This is a genomic window from Sphingomonas sp. C3-2 (assembly GCF_033025475.1).
In the GTDB taxonomy this organism is placed as follows: domain Bacteria; phylum Pseudomonadota; class Alphaproteobacteria; order Sphingomonadales; family Sphingomonadaceae; genus Sphingobium_A.
In genome coordinates this window covers 3,008,255-3,022,397 of the sequence record NZ_CP130322.1, presented here as the reverse complement: position 1 = coordinate 3,022,397, position 14,143 = coordinate 3,008,255, and the positions used below count along the sequence as shown (strand labels likewise).

The window sequence follows — 14,143 nt, the reverse complement described above, 5'->3', positions numbered from 1 at the left end:
AGACGCCGAAGCACGGCGCGCACGGAGGATGTTTTGACCTATTCATTCGACACTACCAGCCGGACCATCGAGATCGGCACCGGCACCATGCATTACCACGAAGCGGGCGAAGGCCCCGCGCTGATCCTGCTCCACGGATCGGGGCCCGGGGTGACCGGCTGGGCCAATTTCGGCGGGAACCTCGACTTTTTCGCGCCGCATTTCCGCTGCATCGTCCCCGATCTGCCCGGCTATGGCCGCAGCGATCCGGTGACCGGCATCCCCATCCCCGCGACAGTCGACGCGATCGCGCGCTTCATCGACGCGATGGGACTGGAAAGCGCGCATCTCATCGGCAATTCCTATGGCGCGATCATCGCCGCGCACCTTGCCGCCCGCTTCCCCGAAAAGGCCGGACGCTTCATCGCGATCGGCGGGATCGGCGTGAACATCTTTTCGAGCTTTCCAGGCGAAGGGCTGACCCGGCTTGTCGATTTCATCGAGGACCCGACCCGCGCGCGGATCGAAAGCTGGCTGCGCTCGATGGTTTATGATCAGGCGCTTGTCACCGACGAACTGATCGACCTGCGCTACAACGCCGCGATCGAGCCGATGACGATGGAAACGAGCCGGAAAATCTATACGCGCGAGGCGCTGAACGCGATCGCCGAGATGCAGCGCGGGATGGACGCCGTGCAGCATTTCGCCCATCTGCCGCGTATCCAGTCGCCGACGCTGTTGACCTGGGGCCGCGATGACCGGGTGAACCCGCTCGACGGCGCGCTGCTGCCGATGCGGCTCATCCCCAATTGCGAACTGCACGTATTCCCGAAATGCGGCCACTGGGCGATGATCGAGCGCCGCGACGAATTCCAGTCGATCGCGCTCGAATATCTGACGCGCGCTTAAAGCTGCGGTTCAGCCGCCGCGGTTCCCTTTCAGGTCCGCGGCGGCCCTCCCCTCGCGCGGTGTCCGATCCGATGGGATCGGGCACCGCTTTTTCGTTATGCCGCGATTTCCAAGTCAGCAGATGCCATCCATCTGCTTCGAAATCGCTTCAGATTAAAGATCGAAGCCGAATTCGATCCCGTAGGTTGCCGGCGTCCCCATTGAATAGGCCGTGCTGAAATAACCCTGCACGATATCGCCATTCCCAACGACGTGCGACTTGTAGCGCTTATCGGTGATGTTGCGGCCCCAGATCGAGAAGCGGACATTGCGATCGTCCGACAATTCGTGCGTGTAGGTGAGACGCGCACCGAGCAGGCCGTAAGCCGGAATGCGGTAAATCTCGTGCCCCGGCACCGCCGAGCCCGCGCCCGCCGTGGTATAGGCATAATCCTTCCACACATAATCGACATGGGCGGCGAAATTGCCATTGTCGTTGCGCAGGAAGGTCCAGTCACCCGCGATCGAATAGCTGTGGCGCGGCGCGAAGGAGAGCACATAGCGATCCGACACGTCGTCACCGATCTGGAAGCCCATCGACGCCGCGAGCGGGCTGATGTTCGGATCGAAGGTCGACCCCGGCGTGACGTAGATGTCGCGCAGCTTGGCGTCGAGGAACGAATAGGAGCCGGTGATCGTGAAATCCCTGACCGGAGCCAGCGTGACTTCGGCCTCGAACCCCTTGATCTTGGCGTTGCCCGCATTGATCGTATCGGTGATCGAACGATCGGTCTCGCTGGGCGAGGTATCGAGCTGAAGCGCCTTATAGTCGAGCATGAACGCGGCAAGATTGATACGCGCGCGCCGGTCGAACAGATCGGTCTTCAGGCCGACTTCATAGTTGATGACCTTTTCAGGGCCGAAGGTGCGCGTGAAATCCATGCCGGATTCGTTCGAACCACCCGCCCGGTAGCCGGTCGACACCTTGGCATAGGCGGTGACGTCCTCGGTTGCCCGGAAATTGGCGGTGAAGGACGGATTGAAGCGGCTGAACTTCTGCGCGTTGCTGATGCCATCTTCACGCGGGCGCAGATCGACATCGACGCCGGGGGCCGCGTGGAAGACCGACGTCAGGTCGCGCGTCGCGCTGCGGCGATCATTGGTGTAGCGCGCGCCGAGGGTAAGGGCGAGGCGATCGTCGAGCATGTCCGGGGTCCAGGTGACCTGGGTATAGGCGGCCAGCGAGCGTGCCCGCGCATTCACGTCGCGATTATTTTCGATAGCCCCGTCGAGGATCGAAACATATTGCGGGTGGCCGACCTTTTCGCGGAAATAATAGAGACCCGCGACATAATCGATCCGGTCGCCCAGCGAGCCGACGGCCTGAAGCTCTGCGGTATATTGACGGCTGTCGAGCACATCGCGCGAGCGGAAGGGCACGCCGAATGCCTCGGCATAATCCTGCACCGCAAGGAAATCGAGATCGCGCATGCCGAGCAGGAGACGCAGCGTCAGATCGTTCGAAGCCTGCCATTCACCGGTGAGCGAGTGGCCTTCGAATTCGGTGACGCTTTCGGGCAGATCGAATTCGCGGTACGGGCGCTTCGGATCCGCCGTGTAGCCCGGATACACGCCGACAAGCGAATCGTTCACATAATAGATCGGCGTGCTTTCAACGCGGCCCTTGTCGAACGCATAGTCGACGGTGACATCGGACGACGGCGTCCAGCGCACCGCCGCGCGGCCCGCCATCTGGCTTTCCTTGTTGAAATCATTGCCGCGCGGATTGCGGGCCCAGCCGTCGCGCGCGCTGCCGAGAAAGGTGAGCTTGACCGCGAAATCGCCCACTGCGGGCAGATCGATGTTCGTCAGGCTGCGGACATGATCGTAATTGCCGAGCGTAAGCGTCTGGCGCACGCCGAATTCGCCCGTGGGCTTGCGGCTGACGATGTTGACCGCGCCGCCCGTGGTGTTGCGGCCGTACAGCGTGCCCTGCGGGCCGCGCAGGATTTCGACGCGCTCGACATCGGCGAGATCGACCGTCGAGGTTTGCGGGCGCGACATGTAGAAACCGTCGACATAGACGCCGACTGCGCCGTCCTTGGTGATCTGCATCGGATCGTTGACGCCGAGACCGCGGATATAGAGCGTCACGGTGTTCGACGAGCTGGGATAAGGCGCCGCATAGAGGCTGGGGGTGTTGCGCGCGAGATCGGACACGTTGCTGGTGCCCATGTTCGCAAGCGAATCCGCCGTGAACGCGGTGATCGCGATCGGCGTGTCCTGAAGGTTTTCTGCGCGCTTCTGCGCGGTGACGACGATGTCCTCGATCCCGGAAGGCGCGTCCTGCGCCTGTGCCATGGCTGGCAGAAATGCGACGGATGCAAGCAACAGATTACCAAGACTCTTCATTGAAAGGCCCCTCTCCATTCAAAATGGGCTGTTTTCGATATGCAGTGGCCCCGTGACGTTGCGTCAGCAGAAGCCGGATCGGCCAACACGCCCTGCACATTTGCGGCGCGGTGGCGGCGGACGGATTTTTCCGCCTCTGTTATGCCGTGACAGCGACAGGCGCTTGCGGCGCCGTGTTGTCAGGCGCCGCCGTTGCCCATGCCCGTTGCCTCCCGCAAGCGCGGCGAGCAGCTTTCGTCAGAATTGATGCGAAGGCGCAATAATCAGCGCGCGTACGATCTTCGATCAGGCTGCGAGTGCGAGCCGATAGTTGCGCGGTGTGCTGCCCGTTGCCCGGCGGAAGGCCGCCGAGAACGCACTGGGATTGGCAAAACCCAGCTGGAACGCGATCTGCTTGAGCGGCAGACGGTTTTCCCCGAGCAGAGCCTTGGCCCGTGCGATGCGCACCTGTTCAACATAGGCGCCAAGGCTGAGCCCCGTCGTCTCCTTGAACACGCGGCGCATGTGCGAGGAACTGATACCGCAGAGATCGGCGATCGCGCGGATGGTGATCCGCTGACCGCTGCTTTCCTCGATAAACCCGCGGATCCGCGCGACCTGCACGTCGGACAACCCCTTGCAGCGCCGTTCGTCGATGGTTTCGACGCCCCGGAAATAGCGGGCGACCTCTACCATGATGAGCTGGCCAAGGGCCTCAACCGACATGTGGTGCCCAAATCCCGGCATGTTCACTTCCTCGAGCAGCGCCCACAGCGCCTGTTGCATTCTTGGCGTCGTGACGGTGTGGCAGGCCACAAGATGGCGGCTGCCCTCGTCCGGATCGAGCCCCGTGACATTGCGGAAGCGGCCGGGATCGAAATCGCAGAACAAGGCGGCACGCGCGTCTTCCTGCGATTCAATCGTGGCGCTCCACTTCACGCCTGCGGGAACATAGCTGATCCGGCCCATCGGCATGCTGTCGGCATGGGCGCCGAAGCGGAACTGGCCCTTGGGACGGCAGCTTTCCGAAGTCCACAGCCCGACCTGATAGGTGGTTTCACACCCGCTCAGTTCCGGAGTGTCAGCATTGAGCAGCCACGGTTTGCACAGCCGGACGACCATACCGTCCACCGCCACCGTTTCGACACGCCCTTCCTGCCAGGACTTCATCGTCTACGCTCTCCCTCCGACAGGCGGTTCGCCCGACCTTGTCTGCGGGGCAGGCTAGCCAAGATTCAACATGATTCAATCGAATTTCGCGCTTGACACCTCCTATTCTTACACCATTTCCCACAAAAATGATCGTTTTGCGTAAAATACGTGGATAGTGATCACTCGTATTTAGCGGCAGGCTCGCGGTTCGATCACCCCAAAACGGACTATATGCGATGAGCCGCACCCACCTGCCCCACCTGCTTTCCCCCGGCCGCATCGGTTCGATGGAGCTGCGCAACCGCATTGCCGTTACCGCGATGGGCGCGAGCCTGGCCGAGATTGACGGCCACTGCGGCGAACGCATCATCCGCTATCACGAGGCGCAGGCCGAGGGCGGGGTCGGGCTGATCATCACCGGCGTGGCGGGCGTGGCCTGGCCGGTGGGCGGCAATCAGGTGAACCAGATCGCGATTTCGGACGATCGTTTTCTCCCCGGGCTCGAAGCATTGGTGCGCGCGGCGCATGCGCACGGCGCCAAGATCGCGCCGCAGCTGCACCATGGCGGGCTGGTTGCGATGGAGGACATGCTCGCCGGACGCCCGATCTGGTGTCCCTCGCTTCCCGAGCCGGCCTCGGGCGACTTTACCGAGATGTTCCTTGCCGAAGAGCTTGCCGCTGCCCCGTTCGGCCGGATTCGCAGCGTCGATTTCAAGGTGATGACCGCCGAGGACATCGCCTTCGTCGTCAACCAGTTCGCCGCCGCCGCCGACCGCGCCAAGCGCGCCGGCTTTGACGGGGCCGAGATCCATGCCGGACACGGCTATCTGCTCTCGTCCTTCATCTCGCCAAAATCGAACCGGCGCACCGACGAATATGGCGGCTCGCTCGAAAACCGGATGCGCTTTCTCCTCGAAGTGATTGCCGCAGTGCGCGCCGCTGTCGGCCCCGATTTCCCCGTCTGGGTGAAGCTCGACACGCGCGAGGAAGGCAAGAAGGGCGGGATCACGATCGAGGACGCGGTGCGCGCCGCGCAGATGGTGGAAGCCGCGGGCGCGGACGCGATCACCGCCACCGCCTATCACGATGCCGGCAAGCCCAAGCTTCATTCGGGATCGCATACCCCGCACGAACCGGGACTGAACCTTCCCTTTGCAGCGCAGCTGCGCAAGGCGCTGACCATCCCCGTCATCGCATCTGGCCGGATCGAACCCGAAGTGGGCGACGCGCATATCGCGAGCGGTGCGATCGATTTCGTCTCGATGGGGCGCAAGCTGCTCGCCGACCCGGCGCTGCCCAAAAAGCTCACAGAGGGGCGCGCGGACGAGGTGCTGCCCTGCATCTATTGCTATACCTGCATCAGCGCGATCTATGTCTGCCAGCCGCTGCGCTGCGCGGTGCGCCCCGAAACCGGGTTCGAGCATCTCCAGCCCAAGAGCCTTGCCAGCGGCAAGACCGTGGTCGTCATCGGCGGCGGGCCGGGCGGGATGGAATCGGCGCGCCGGCTAAAAGCTGCGGGCAATCATGTCATCCTGTTGGAACAGGGCGAGCGGCTGGGCGGAACGCTGCGGTTTGCGTCGCTCGCCTATCCCGCCAATGAACGGCTGCTCAATTGGCTGCGCGCGCAGGTGGACAAGGCGGGGATCGACGTGCGGCTGCGCACACAGGCAACCCCGGAGTTGCTCAAATCACTCAACCCCGATGCCGTGGTGGTGGCGACCGGCGCGCGCCGTGCGCTCCCCGATATTCCCGGCAATGATCACCCGCATGTGTTCAGCGGCGACGATATGCGCAAGCTGATGCTGGGCGAAAGTTCCGACGCGCTGAAGGCGAAGACGAGCTGGACGACGCGTATCGCAACCAAGATCGGCGCCGCGACGGGGCTGACCGACAATCTCGATCTCGTTCGCCAGGCGACGCACAAATGGATGCCGCTGGGCAAGAATATCGCGATCGTCGGCGGCGAGCTGGTCGGGCTCGAACTCGCTGAATTCCTCGCCGAGCGCGGCCGCACCGTCACCGTGGTCGACGATGCACCGCGCTTTGGTGCGGGGCTGACGATCGTCCGTCGGATGCGGCTGATCACCGAGTTGAAGGAACACGGAATCGATCTCTACCCCGGAGCGGCCGACATCCGGATCGATAGCGATGCGGTGCGCTTCACCGACAATCAGGGCGCCGGCCAGAGCGCCCCGGCCGACCATGTCATCGTCGCCAAGGGGGCAACCGGCGACCTCACCCTTGCCGACCAGCTGAAGGCGGCGGGCTTTGCCGTGCACGAAGTGGGCGATTGCACCGGTGTCGGCTATATCGAAGGCGCGATGCGCGGCGCGGCGCGGGCTGCGGCGGCGATTGGCGGGGCTGTGCCGAATTTCGGCTAAAAACAAATGACGCCACGGCAAGCGATGAGCCAACCAGGCCCATCACGAAACAGAAAATGCCCGACCATTTTCAATCTAAATCAATGATCACCTGAAAGTTGAAAAGAGTTTTCTATCTGTTAGCCTAACCAATAATATTGGGAGGGGATTATTCATGGAATTAGCCACGCGCCTAGCTGACCTTCAAAAACGCGCCACTGAACATCGTGAAGTTCTGCTTACGGAAGAAGCTGCAAAAACCGCGCTGGTCATGCCGTTCATCCAGGCGCTCGGCTATGATGTGTTCAACCCTTCTGAGGTCGTCCCGGAATTTACGTGCGACGTCGGCACGAAGAAGGGCGAAAAAGTCGATTACGCTGTATGCCGGGAGGGAAAGGTTTCCATTTTAGTTGAATGCAAGCCAGTCTCTATCGCACTCAACATCAACCATGCCAGCCAGCTCTTTCGCTATTTCAGCGTCACTGAAGCGCGGTTGGCCATTCTCACGAATGGCGTTGTCTATCAATTCTATTCAGATATCGAACAGCCCAACAAAATGGACGAGAAGCCATTTTTCACATTCAGCTTGGATGCCCTTAAGCAAAGCGATACGCGCATCATTGAACGCTTCACCAAACCCGCTTTCGATATCGACCTGATTGTTCAGGAAGCGGCCGGACTAAAAATCCAATCACAATTGCGGCTGGAGATAGAAAAGGAATTTTCTGCTCCGTCTGATGAATTCGTTACCATGCTGGCCAGAAGGATTCACGACGGACGCCTTACTCCTGCGATCCGCGAAAACTTTTCAAAACACGTTGCAGCGGCAATCAATTCCATTGTGCGTGAACTCGTCACCGAGAGGTTATCATCCGCCCTGAAAGTGTCCGAGCCTAATGATATACCCGACAGTGCCTCCGCCGCTGAAAATTCAAATGATGAAATCGTAACGACGGAAGAAGAAATTTCGGGCTTTCGAATCGTTCAAGCGATTGCAGCCAAATTGGTCGATCCGAAGCGTATCCACCTAAGAGATGCCAAATCATATGCAGCCATCCTTCTGGATGACAACAATCGCAAATCATTGGCACGATTGCACTTCAATGCTGCAACCGTAAAATACGTGAGCACCTTTTCAGGAAAGGATGAGACACGTCACCAAATCAGTGATTTGGCCGATATCTACCAACTGACAAACCATCTGGAAACGCGCATCCAGGAGCTTGAAGTATAATCAGAGGACGGGACGACGCCGACCACAAGGCGTCTCCTCTAACAAACCAAACGATCCTCTGAAATGCGGCCATAGTCAGGGAGAGCGACAGTGAAAGAGCATCAGTCCACAGTGCTGGCGAACGGCTTCGTTTTTCTGGAAGGCCCGCGCTGGCGTGATGGGGCGCTCTGGGTTTCGGACATGTGGGGCCATGCAGTGCTGCGCGTCACCGAGGACGGCGCACGCACGACGCTGTGCACCGTGCCGCAGCGGCCTTCGGGCCTGGGCTTCCTTCCCGATGGCACGCCACTCGTCGTCTCGATGGCCGATCGACGGGTGATGCGGGTGGTGGATGACGCGCTGGTGCTGCACGCCGATCTGTCGGCGCTGGTCGGTGGCGATTGCAATGACATGCTCGTCGACGAAACCGGACGCGCCTATGTCGGCAATTTCGGCTTCGATGTGCATGGCGGCGCTGCGCCCGCAGACGCCGATCTGATCGCGATCGAGCCGAATGGAGCAGCGCGCATCGTGACCTCAGGGCTCAGTTTTCCGAATGGCATGGCGCTGATCGACGGCGGACGCACGCTGGTTGTTGCCGAAAGCTGGGCCCGGCGCCTCGCGGCCTTTGACCGCGATCAGGATGGCAATTTGTCAGGCCACCGGATTTTTGCCGATCTGGATGGGCGCTCCCCCGATGGCATCTGCGCCGATGCCGAAGGCGGCCTTTGGGTTGCGTGCTATGACACCGACGAATTCGTCCGTGTTCGTGCGGGCGGCGTGGTTACCGATCGCGTTGCGGTGCCAGGCCGCCGTGCGGTCGCCTGCGCGCTGGGCGGCGCCGACGGGCGCACGCTGTTCTGCTGCACATTTGCCGGCGATTACCGCGACATGGGTGGCGATTTGCGCCACGGCGCGATTGAAACGGTACGCGTTGACATTGCCGCCGCATAGCGGGCGGCACGCTGGCTGATTACGATTATGTGCTGGATGAAATCCGTGGAGCGGGTGAAGGGAATCGAACCCTCGTATTCAGCTTGGGAAGCTGCTGCTCTACCATTGAGCTACACCCGCAAATCCGGGGATCTGCTGATCGGGCGGCGGGTTTTCACCGCCGTCTGATCGGCTGATACCCAGCCGATCGGCATTCGGCAAGATCACAGTTTCAATGGCCTGCGCTTTTCGAGAAAAGATTGATCACCACCACCCCCGCGACGATGAGGCCCATGCCGATCATCGCGGGCACATCGATCTTCTGGCCATAGAGCAGCCACGCCGCAAGCGTGATGAGGAGGATGCCGATCCCCGACCAAAGCGCATAGGATATACCAATGGGGATGGTGCGCAGCGTGAGCGAAAGCATGTAGAATGCGAACGCATAACCGATGACGACGATGAGGCTGGGCCAGAGCCTGGAAAAACCCTCGGAAGCCTTCAAGGCGCTGGTGGCGATGACTTCGCCGACGATCGCGAGCATGAGATAGACATATGCGTTCATGTCCCCCATGAAGCATCGCAGGAGAAACGAGGCAAGACGATGACGCGTATTGGTATCTACGGAAGCGAAGGCCGCATGGGCAAGACGATTGCCGAGGCCATAACCGAGGCAGGCGCCGAGTTTGCCGGTGGATGCGATGCCGGCGGCGATCCGGTTGCGCTGGCCCGTCAGGCCGATGTGCTCGTCGATTTCTCGGTACCCGCAGCGCTTGTCGGGAATCTCGGCGCGGCGGTGGCCGCAGGCAAGCCGATCGTGATCGGGACGACCGGCCTGAGCGAAGACGATCTGCAGAATGTGGACGATGCCGCACGCCATGTGCCCGTGCTCCAGACCGGTAATACCTCGCTCGGCATCACGCTTTTGTCCGCGCTGGTGAAGCAGGCCGCGGCGCGGCTCGGCACCGACTGGGATATCGAGATCGTCGAGATGCACCACCGCCACAAGGTGGACGCGCCTTCGGGCACCGCGCTTCTGCTGGGGCAGGCCGCCGCCGAAGGCCGCGGGATCGATCTTTCGCGCCACAGCGACAGCGGGCGTTCGGGGATGACCGGCCCGCGCCGCGAAGGCGATATCGGCTTTGCCGCGCTGCGCGGCGGATCGGTTGCAGGCGACCATATGGTGATCCTCGCTGGCAATGCGGAGCGCATCGAACTGGGCCACCGTGCCGAAAACCGGTCGGTCTTTGCGCAAGGGGCGGTGAAGGCCGCGCTCTGGCTGCGCGACAAGCCCGCCGGGCGTTACAAGATGTCGGACGTTCTCGGCCTGTGAAGAAGGCGGACGTCGTCGAATTTTATTCCCGCCTCGCCGAAGACAATCCGTCGCCCGAGACGGAACTGGAATATGTCAACGACTTCACGCTCCTCGTCGCGGTTGTCCTGTCGGCGCAGTCGACCGATGTCGGCGTGAACAAGGCGACCCGGCTGCTGTTTCAGGAAGTGCAGACCCCTGAGGCGATGGTCGCGCTGGGCGAGGAAGGCCTGCGCGAACATATCAAGACGATCGGCCTGTTCAATTCCAAGGCCAAGAACGTGATCGCGCTGTCCGAAAAGCTGATCGCCGAGCATGGCAGCCAGGTGCCCGCCGATCGCGACGCGCTGGAGCAATTGCCCGGCGTTGGCCGCAAGACCGCCAATGTCGTGATGAACTGCGCGTTCGGCGCGGAGACCTTTGCGGTCGACACGCATATCTTTCGCGTCGGCAACCGCACCGGGCTGGCGCGCGGCAAAACCCCGCTGGCGGTGGAGAAGAAGCTCGACAAGGCGACGCCCCAGCCCTTTCGCCTCCATGCGCATCACTGGCTGATCCTTCATGGCCGCTATGTCTGCAAGGCGCGCACCCCCGAATGCTGGCGCTGCAAGGTCGAGGACCTGTGCGCGTTCAGGCCCAAGTCATCTGCCCCGGCGCACCGTAAGGCAAAGCTGCAGCCAGGAGACTGAACGATGCGTGCGCTTGTGCTTGGAACGATTGCCGCCCTGCTCGCCACGGGCGCGGCATCGGCGAAAAAGCCCGAAATCCCCGTCGGCACGCCCGATGGCGAGGCGGTGAGCTGCATCCCGCTCAACCAGATCCGCAACACCCGCGTCCGCAGCGACAAGGTGATCGATTTCTACATGACCGGGAACCGCGTCTATCGCAACGAGCTGCCCTATGAGTGCAGTTCGCTCGGCTTCGAGGAACGCTTCCTCTACAAGACCTCGCTCAGCCAATTGTGCTCGACCGACACGATCACGGTGCTCCACACGCCCCCGGCCGTGCAGGGGCCGACCTGCGGGCTTGGAAAATTCCAGCCGATCAAGCTGGAAAAGCGCTAAACCCTCTCGCCAAGCGCAAATTGCTTTGCTAAGCGCCATCACACGCTGCGAAGCGATAGGCACCCATAGCTCAGCTGGATAGAGCGCTGCCCTCCGAAGGCGGAAGTCAAGCTGATTCAGGGGTGCCAAACGATAAGAATAAGGTTTTAATAACAAGGTTTTAGGTCGATTTTGACGGAAGCGGATTTTCGGGGCAAAAACGCCGCGGAAGCACCACGGAAGCAATCGGCAGATTGACGGTTTTCCAGCCCCCGCTTAGGGGGAACCGGATGCACTCGTAGCTCAGCTGGATAGAGCGCTGCCCTCCGAAGGCAGAGGCCACAGGTTCGAATCCTGTCGAGTGCGCCAATTTTCCCTTAAATATCAACACGCTATCCGACATCAGAAATCGTGGCTGTACGAAGCAGTTTCTGGCCACGGAAGCGCCTTGCGCTCAGCTTGCCCCGCTTCTCCTTGGTTTTGCGTGGTTTCTGTAGCTTTTTGCGGAAGCGCCTCTCTGACCGGACGGCGCCCTTCCGCGTCTTTGCCGAATCGAGCGTATCACGGAGCTCGGAACCGACCGGCGCAAAGGTCGCCCCTACTTGGTCGTTGTACGGGCCGGAATAGCGAGGGGACATTTAGCTTAGAACCGCGCTACTCGGATCTCGAACTGGATTTCCCGCCACAACTAGCCCCGTAGCAGCATCGTGCTCTGCCTTTCCTGCTTGCGGGCAGACGGAAGGCACCCTGGTTGTGATGGCGATCAGACGGCAAGTGCAAGATTGCAGTTCAAGTACGTGAAGCTCGCATTTTCTGGAGAATGCGAAGCCACGCAAGCTCCTCAGCGAAGTAATCTATATAAGCACCGCTTCTTGCGTGATGAATTGTTCATCTCCAGGCGGCAGTTCCGACGCAGGGATCAGCCCGAGGTTAACCCGCATAATGCGTCGAATCGCCGTGCGATTGGAGCCGGATGCGTTCTGGAAACGCACATTGGCGAAATCGATCTTGCGTGCAGGTGCGAGCCGGGCGCGAAATGCGTCCTCGCTTAAGTCGCCGGCCTCCAACAATGATCCGGCAATTTCGCGGTAGACGTCGAACAGTGCCTGCACACCGACTGTTTTCCGTATGAAGGACTTCGGATCCGCCTCGCGCCAGAACAGCTCATCAACGACGTTTACGAAATTGCGCGTTGCTGCATAAATCAGCACGTCGTCGCCGTTGAGATATAGCTGCCGAAATGGCGGGCCATTAGCCCGGCCGAGTCCCAACGAGGACCGCTTTGCGAAGAAAGATTTTTTAAGCTTATTGGCGTCTGCCTTGGGATTGGAGCTGATCAGCCGCACGATCCCGCCGACAATGGTGGCAAACGAGATTTTCATCTCAGTTTTGGGGATGGCTTGTGCTGACGCGAAATCATTGATGGGCGCCACTGCAATCCGACCCGCCATACGCGATTCCGTGTCTGTCGCCAGCCGACGCGCCAAGAACACCGCAAGTTTCTCAGGTGACCACTCGGTCTCGCGCTCGTCTGAGACATTGTAGCCGAAGAGCTCATAGGTGAGACTCTTGTCCACTGGCTTCTGATTGGAGTTGATCGTTGCAAAGATTGTCGCCTGCATCGGTGGCGGCAAGTCCATGAAAATGGCGCAAAGCAGCTGCGTGTCGAGCCGATCTGGCTCGGCCTCAGCGAACGCGAAAAGCCGGTGCTGACCGTCGATCACACGAGCGAGTTGGTCGCCGGTCGGGATAACCAACTCATACGTCTCGCTGCTCGCTTCACCGGCCTCATTCAGCACCGGCTGTGCTTCAATAATCCACCGACGACTGAACTCTGCCTGCGCTTCCGCTTCGTTGGGCTCGTCATCCAAATCGGAATCGATATCACCTTCGATGCGCGTTTCATCACGCCTGAAATTGGCGGCCAGGATGATTGAGTTCGGGAAGGTGGCATCAACCTGATCGATATAATCGGCGATGGCAGAAAGACGCTTAGGGTCCTGCAAACGCTGCGTGCCGGATACATTGTAGCCCCCGGTAGTCGGGTCAAGCTCGGCGGACACCGCCTTCGTGTATGAAAGTTCGAGCAGCATACGCGCGGTCATGACAACCGCGAAGAAGCTGCCGATTGGCTGATCGACACGCAGCGCTTTCAGGCGCAACGGAAAGGCTTCAGGAGGGATACTCGACGCCATTAAACCTTCACCCCACTTTTACCGCCCGAGAGGTTGCGCGTCAGGTCTCCGCCAGATCCAGCATTCGGATTGACCCGGTCCTGGAACAGCTCATCCTCGCCGTTAGCCAGCCACCAAGACAATGTTGCGAAGAGCAACCCGAAAAGTCCCGCAGAATGAACGCCGGTCAGACTAAGATCGCTTGTAGACACTGAATAAGCGAGCGTGAGGATCACGAATATGAGAATGATACCAGCAAGGATCGCCATCTTGTTCAGTGTCAGCACAATCTGCATGCAACACGGTGCGCCAACGGCCAGGATGGCGGTCGCATAGGCAAGCCTGATCGAGTTGAGATCGAGATGCGGAGCTCCAGGCGTAGCCGTGAAGTTCCAAGCGCGCGTCACCTCGATCCAGACTGCCAGGTAGCCGAGGATCACAATACCAAGGATCAGAACGACATAAAAAGTCCATTGCCGACATGGCCGTTTAAGGCGTCGGCCTATCATCGCCCATGGATTTTCACCCGCATCAGTTTCGGTTTCGCCCGAACTCATTATTCCCCCCGATGCGACAAATCATCGTCGCCCAAGAGCAACGTTATTGATACACCGACCATCGTCAAGCAAGGTCTTCCGATCAAGCATTCCTCGAACGCATCGAGAACATGTATTTTTACCTGCTATTGGCGATATTTT

General features: G+C 60.4%; 12 protein-coding genes and 2 tRNA genes. 8 read left to right on the top strand and 6 right to left on the bottom strand.

Annotated elements, in window-relative coordinates:
• The first annotated feature begins 33 nt into the window (after window positions 1-33).
• Window positions 34-888, top strand: a complete 855-nt coding sequence (locus QYC26_RS14510; RefSeq protein ID WP_317512932.1) for an alpha/beta fold hydrolase — start codon at window positions 34-36, stop codon at window positions 886-888.
• A gap of 153 nt (window positions 889-1,041) precedes the next feature.
• Here the strand turns inward: QYC26_RS14510 and QYC26_RS14505 are convergent, their stop codons facing one another.
• Both QYC26_RS14505 and QYC26_RS14500 read right to left on the bottom strand, forming a co-directional pair.
• Window positions 1,042-3,279, bottom strand: a complete 2,238-nt coding sequence (locus QYC26_RS14505; RefSeq protein WP_317512931.1) for a TonB-dependent receptor — start codon at window positions 3,277-3,279, stop codon at window positions 1,042-1,044.
• A 285-nt stretch (window positions 3,280-3,564) separates the two neighbouring features.
• The gene (locus QYC26_RS14500) at window positions 3,565-4,428 is read right to left on the bottom strand and encodes an AraC family transcriptional regulator (protein ID WP_317512930.1); all 864 of its coding nucleotides are present in this window, start codon (window positions 4,426-4,428) and stop codon (window positions 3,565-3,567) included.
• 218 nt (window positions 4,429-4,646) lie between these two features.
• On the opposite strand from QYC26_RS14500, the gene QYC26_RS14495 reads away from it, so the two are divergent.
• The 3 genes from QYC26_RS14495 to QYC26_RS14485 all read left to right on the top strand — a co-directional run bounded on the left by QYC26_RS14495 (window position 4,647) and on the right by QYC26_RS14485 (window position 8,937).
• Window positions 4,647-6,791: an FAD-dependent oxidoreductase gene (locus tag QYC26_RS14495; protein ID WP_317512929.1), complete on the top strand. Its 2,145-nt coding sequence runs from the start codon at window positions 4,647-4,649 to the stop codon at window positions 6,789-6,791.
• A gap of 154 nt (window positions 6,792-6,945) precedes the next feature.
• Window positions 6,946-8,004 (top strand): type I restriction endonuclease, encoded by a 1,059-nt coding sequence (locus QYC26_RS14490; RefSeq protein WP_317512928.1) that lies wholly within the window; start codon window positions 6,946-6,948, stop codon window positions 8,002-8,004.
• A gap of 90 nt (window positions 8,005-8,094) precedes the next feature.
• Window positions 8,095-8,937 (top strand): SMP-30/gluconolactonase/LRE family protein, encoded by an 843-nt coding sequence (locus QYC26_RS14485; protein ID WP_317512927.1) that lies wholly within the window; start codon window positions 8,095-8,097, stop codon window positions 8,935-8,937.
• Between the two features lie 46 nt (window positions 8,938-8,983).
• On the opposite strand, the gene QYC26_RS14480 is transcribed toward QYC26_RS14485, so the two are convergent.
• A tRNA-Gly gene (locus QYC26_RS14480) sits at window positions 8,984-9,057 on the bottom strand.
• Window positions 9,058-9,148: 91 nt separating this feature from the next.
• Entirely contained in the window at window positions 9,149-9,481 is a 333-nt protein-coding gene (locus QYC26_RS14475) for an SMR family transporter (protein ID WP_317512926.1), read from the bottom strand.
• A 39-nt stretch (window positions 9,482-9,520) separates the two neighbouring features.
• On the opposite strand from QYC26_RS14475, the gene dapB reads away from it, so the two are divergent.
• The 4 genes from dapB (at window position 9,521) to QYC26_RS14455 (ending at window position 11,640) form a co-directional block, all read left to right on the top strand.
• Window positions 9,521-10,249 (top strand): 4-hydroxy-tetrahydrodipicolinate reductase, encoded by a 729-nt coding sequence (dapB, locus tag QYC26_RS14470; protein WP_317512925.1) that lies wholly within the window; start codon window positions 9,521-9,523, stop codon window positions 10,247-10,249.
• A complete protein-coding gene (gene nth / locus QYC26_RS14465; protein WP_317512924.1) occupies window positions 10,246-10,917 on the top strand; it encodes an endonuclease III in 672 nt (223 codons plus the stop codon). Before dapB ends, nth begins: the two co-directional genes overlap by 4 nt.
• A 3-nt stretch (window positions 10,918-10,920) precedes the next feature.
• A complete protein-coding gene (locus QYC26_RS14460; RefSeq protein WP_317512923.1) occupies window positions 10,921-11,292 on the top strand; it encodes a hypothetical protein in 372 nt (123 codons plus the stop codon).
• A 271-nt stretch (window positions 11,293-11,563) separates the two neighbouring features.
• Window positions 11,564-11,640: transfer RNA gene (locus QYC26_RS14455), tRNA-Arg, on the top strand.
• Window positions 11,641-12,125: 485 nt separating this feature from the next.
• Here the strand turns inward: QYC26_RS14455 and QYC26_RS14450 are convergent.
• Together QYC26_RS14450 and QYC26_RS14445 are read right to left on the bottom strand one after the other, a co-directional pair.
• Window positions 12,126-13,466, bottom strand: coding sequence for a DGQHR domain-containing protein (locus QYC26_RS14450; protein ID WP_317512922.1), 1,341 nt, complete (start codon window positions 13,464-13,466; stop codon window positions 12,126-12,128).
• Window positions 13,466-14,002: a hypothetical protein gene (locus QYC26_RS14445; RefSeq protein WP_317512921.1), complete on the bottom strand. Its 537-nt coding sequence runs from the start codon at window positions 14,000-14,002 to the stop codon at window positions 13,466-13,468. The genes QYC26_RS14450 and QYC26_RS14445 overlap by 1 nt, the downstream gene beginning before the upstream one ends.
• Window positions 14,003-14,143 lie beyond the last annotated feature (141 nt).

Coding starts and splice junctions, on each gene's coding strand:
- QYC26_RS14505 (WP_317512931.1), bottom strand. CDS start 3,279: ATGAAGAGTCTTGGTAATCTGTTGCTTGCATCCGTCGCATTTCTGCCA.
- QYC26_RS14500 (WP_317512930.1), bottom strand. CDS start 4,428: ATGAAGTCCTGGCAGGAAGGGCGTGTCGAAACGGTGGCGGTGGACGGT.
- QYC26_RS14495 (WP_317512929.1), top strand. CDS start 4,647: ATGAGCCGCACCCACCTGCCCCACCTGCTTTCCCCCGGCCGCATCGGT.
- QYC26_RS14490 (WP_317512928.1), top strand. CDS start 6,946: ATGGAATTAGCCACGCGCCTAGCTGACCTTCAAAAACGCGCCACTGAA.
- QYC26_RS14475 (WP_317512926.1), bottom strand. CDS start 9,481: ATGAACGCATATGTCTATCTCATGCTCGCGATCGTCGGCGAAGTCATC.
- dapB (WP_317512925.1), top strand. CDS start 9,521: ATGACGCGTATTGGTATCTACGGAAGCGAAGGCCGCATGGGCAAGACG.
- QYC26_RS14460 (WP_317512923.1), top strand. CDS start 10,921: ATGCGTGCGCTTGTGCTTGGAACGATTGCCGCCCTGCTCGCCACGGGC.
- QYC26_RS14450 (WP_317512922.1), bottom strand. CDS start 13,466: ATGGCGTCGAGTATCCCTCCTGAAGCCTTTCCGTTGCGCCTGAAAGCG.
- QYC26_RS14445 (WP_317512921.1), bottom strand. CDS start 14,002: ATGAGTTCGGGCGAAACCGAAACTGATGCGGGTGAAAATCCATGGGCG.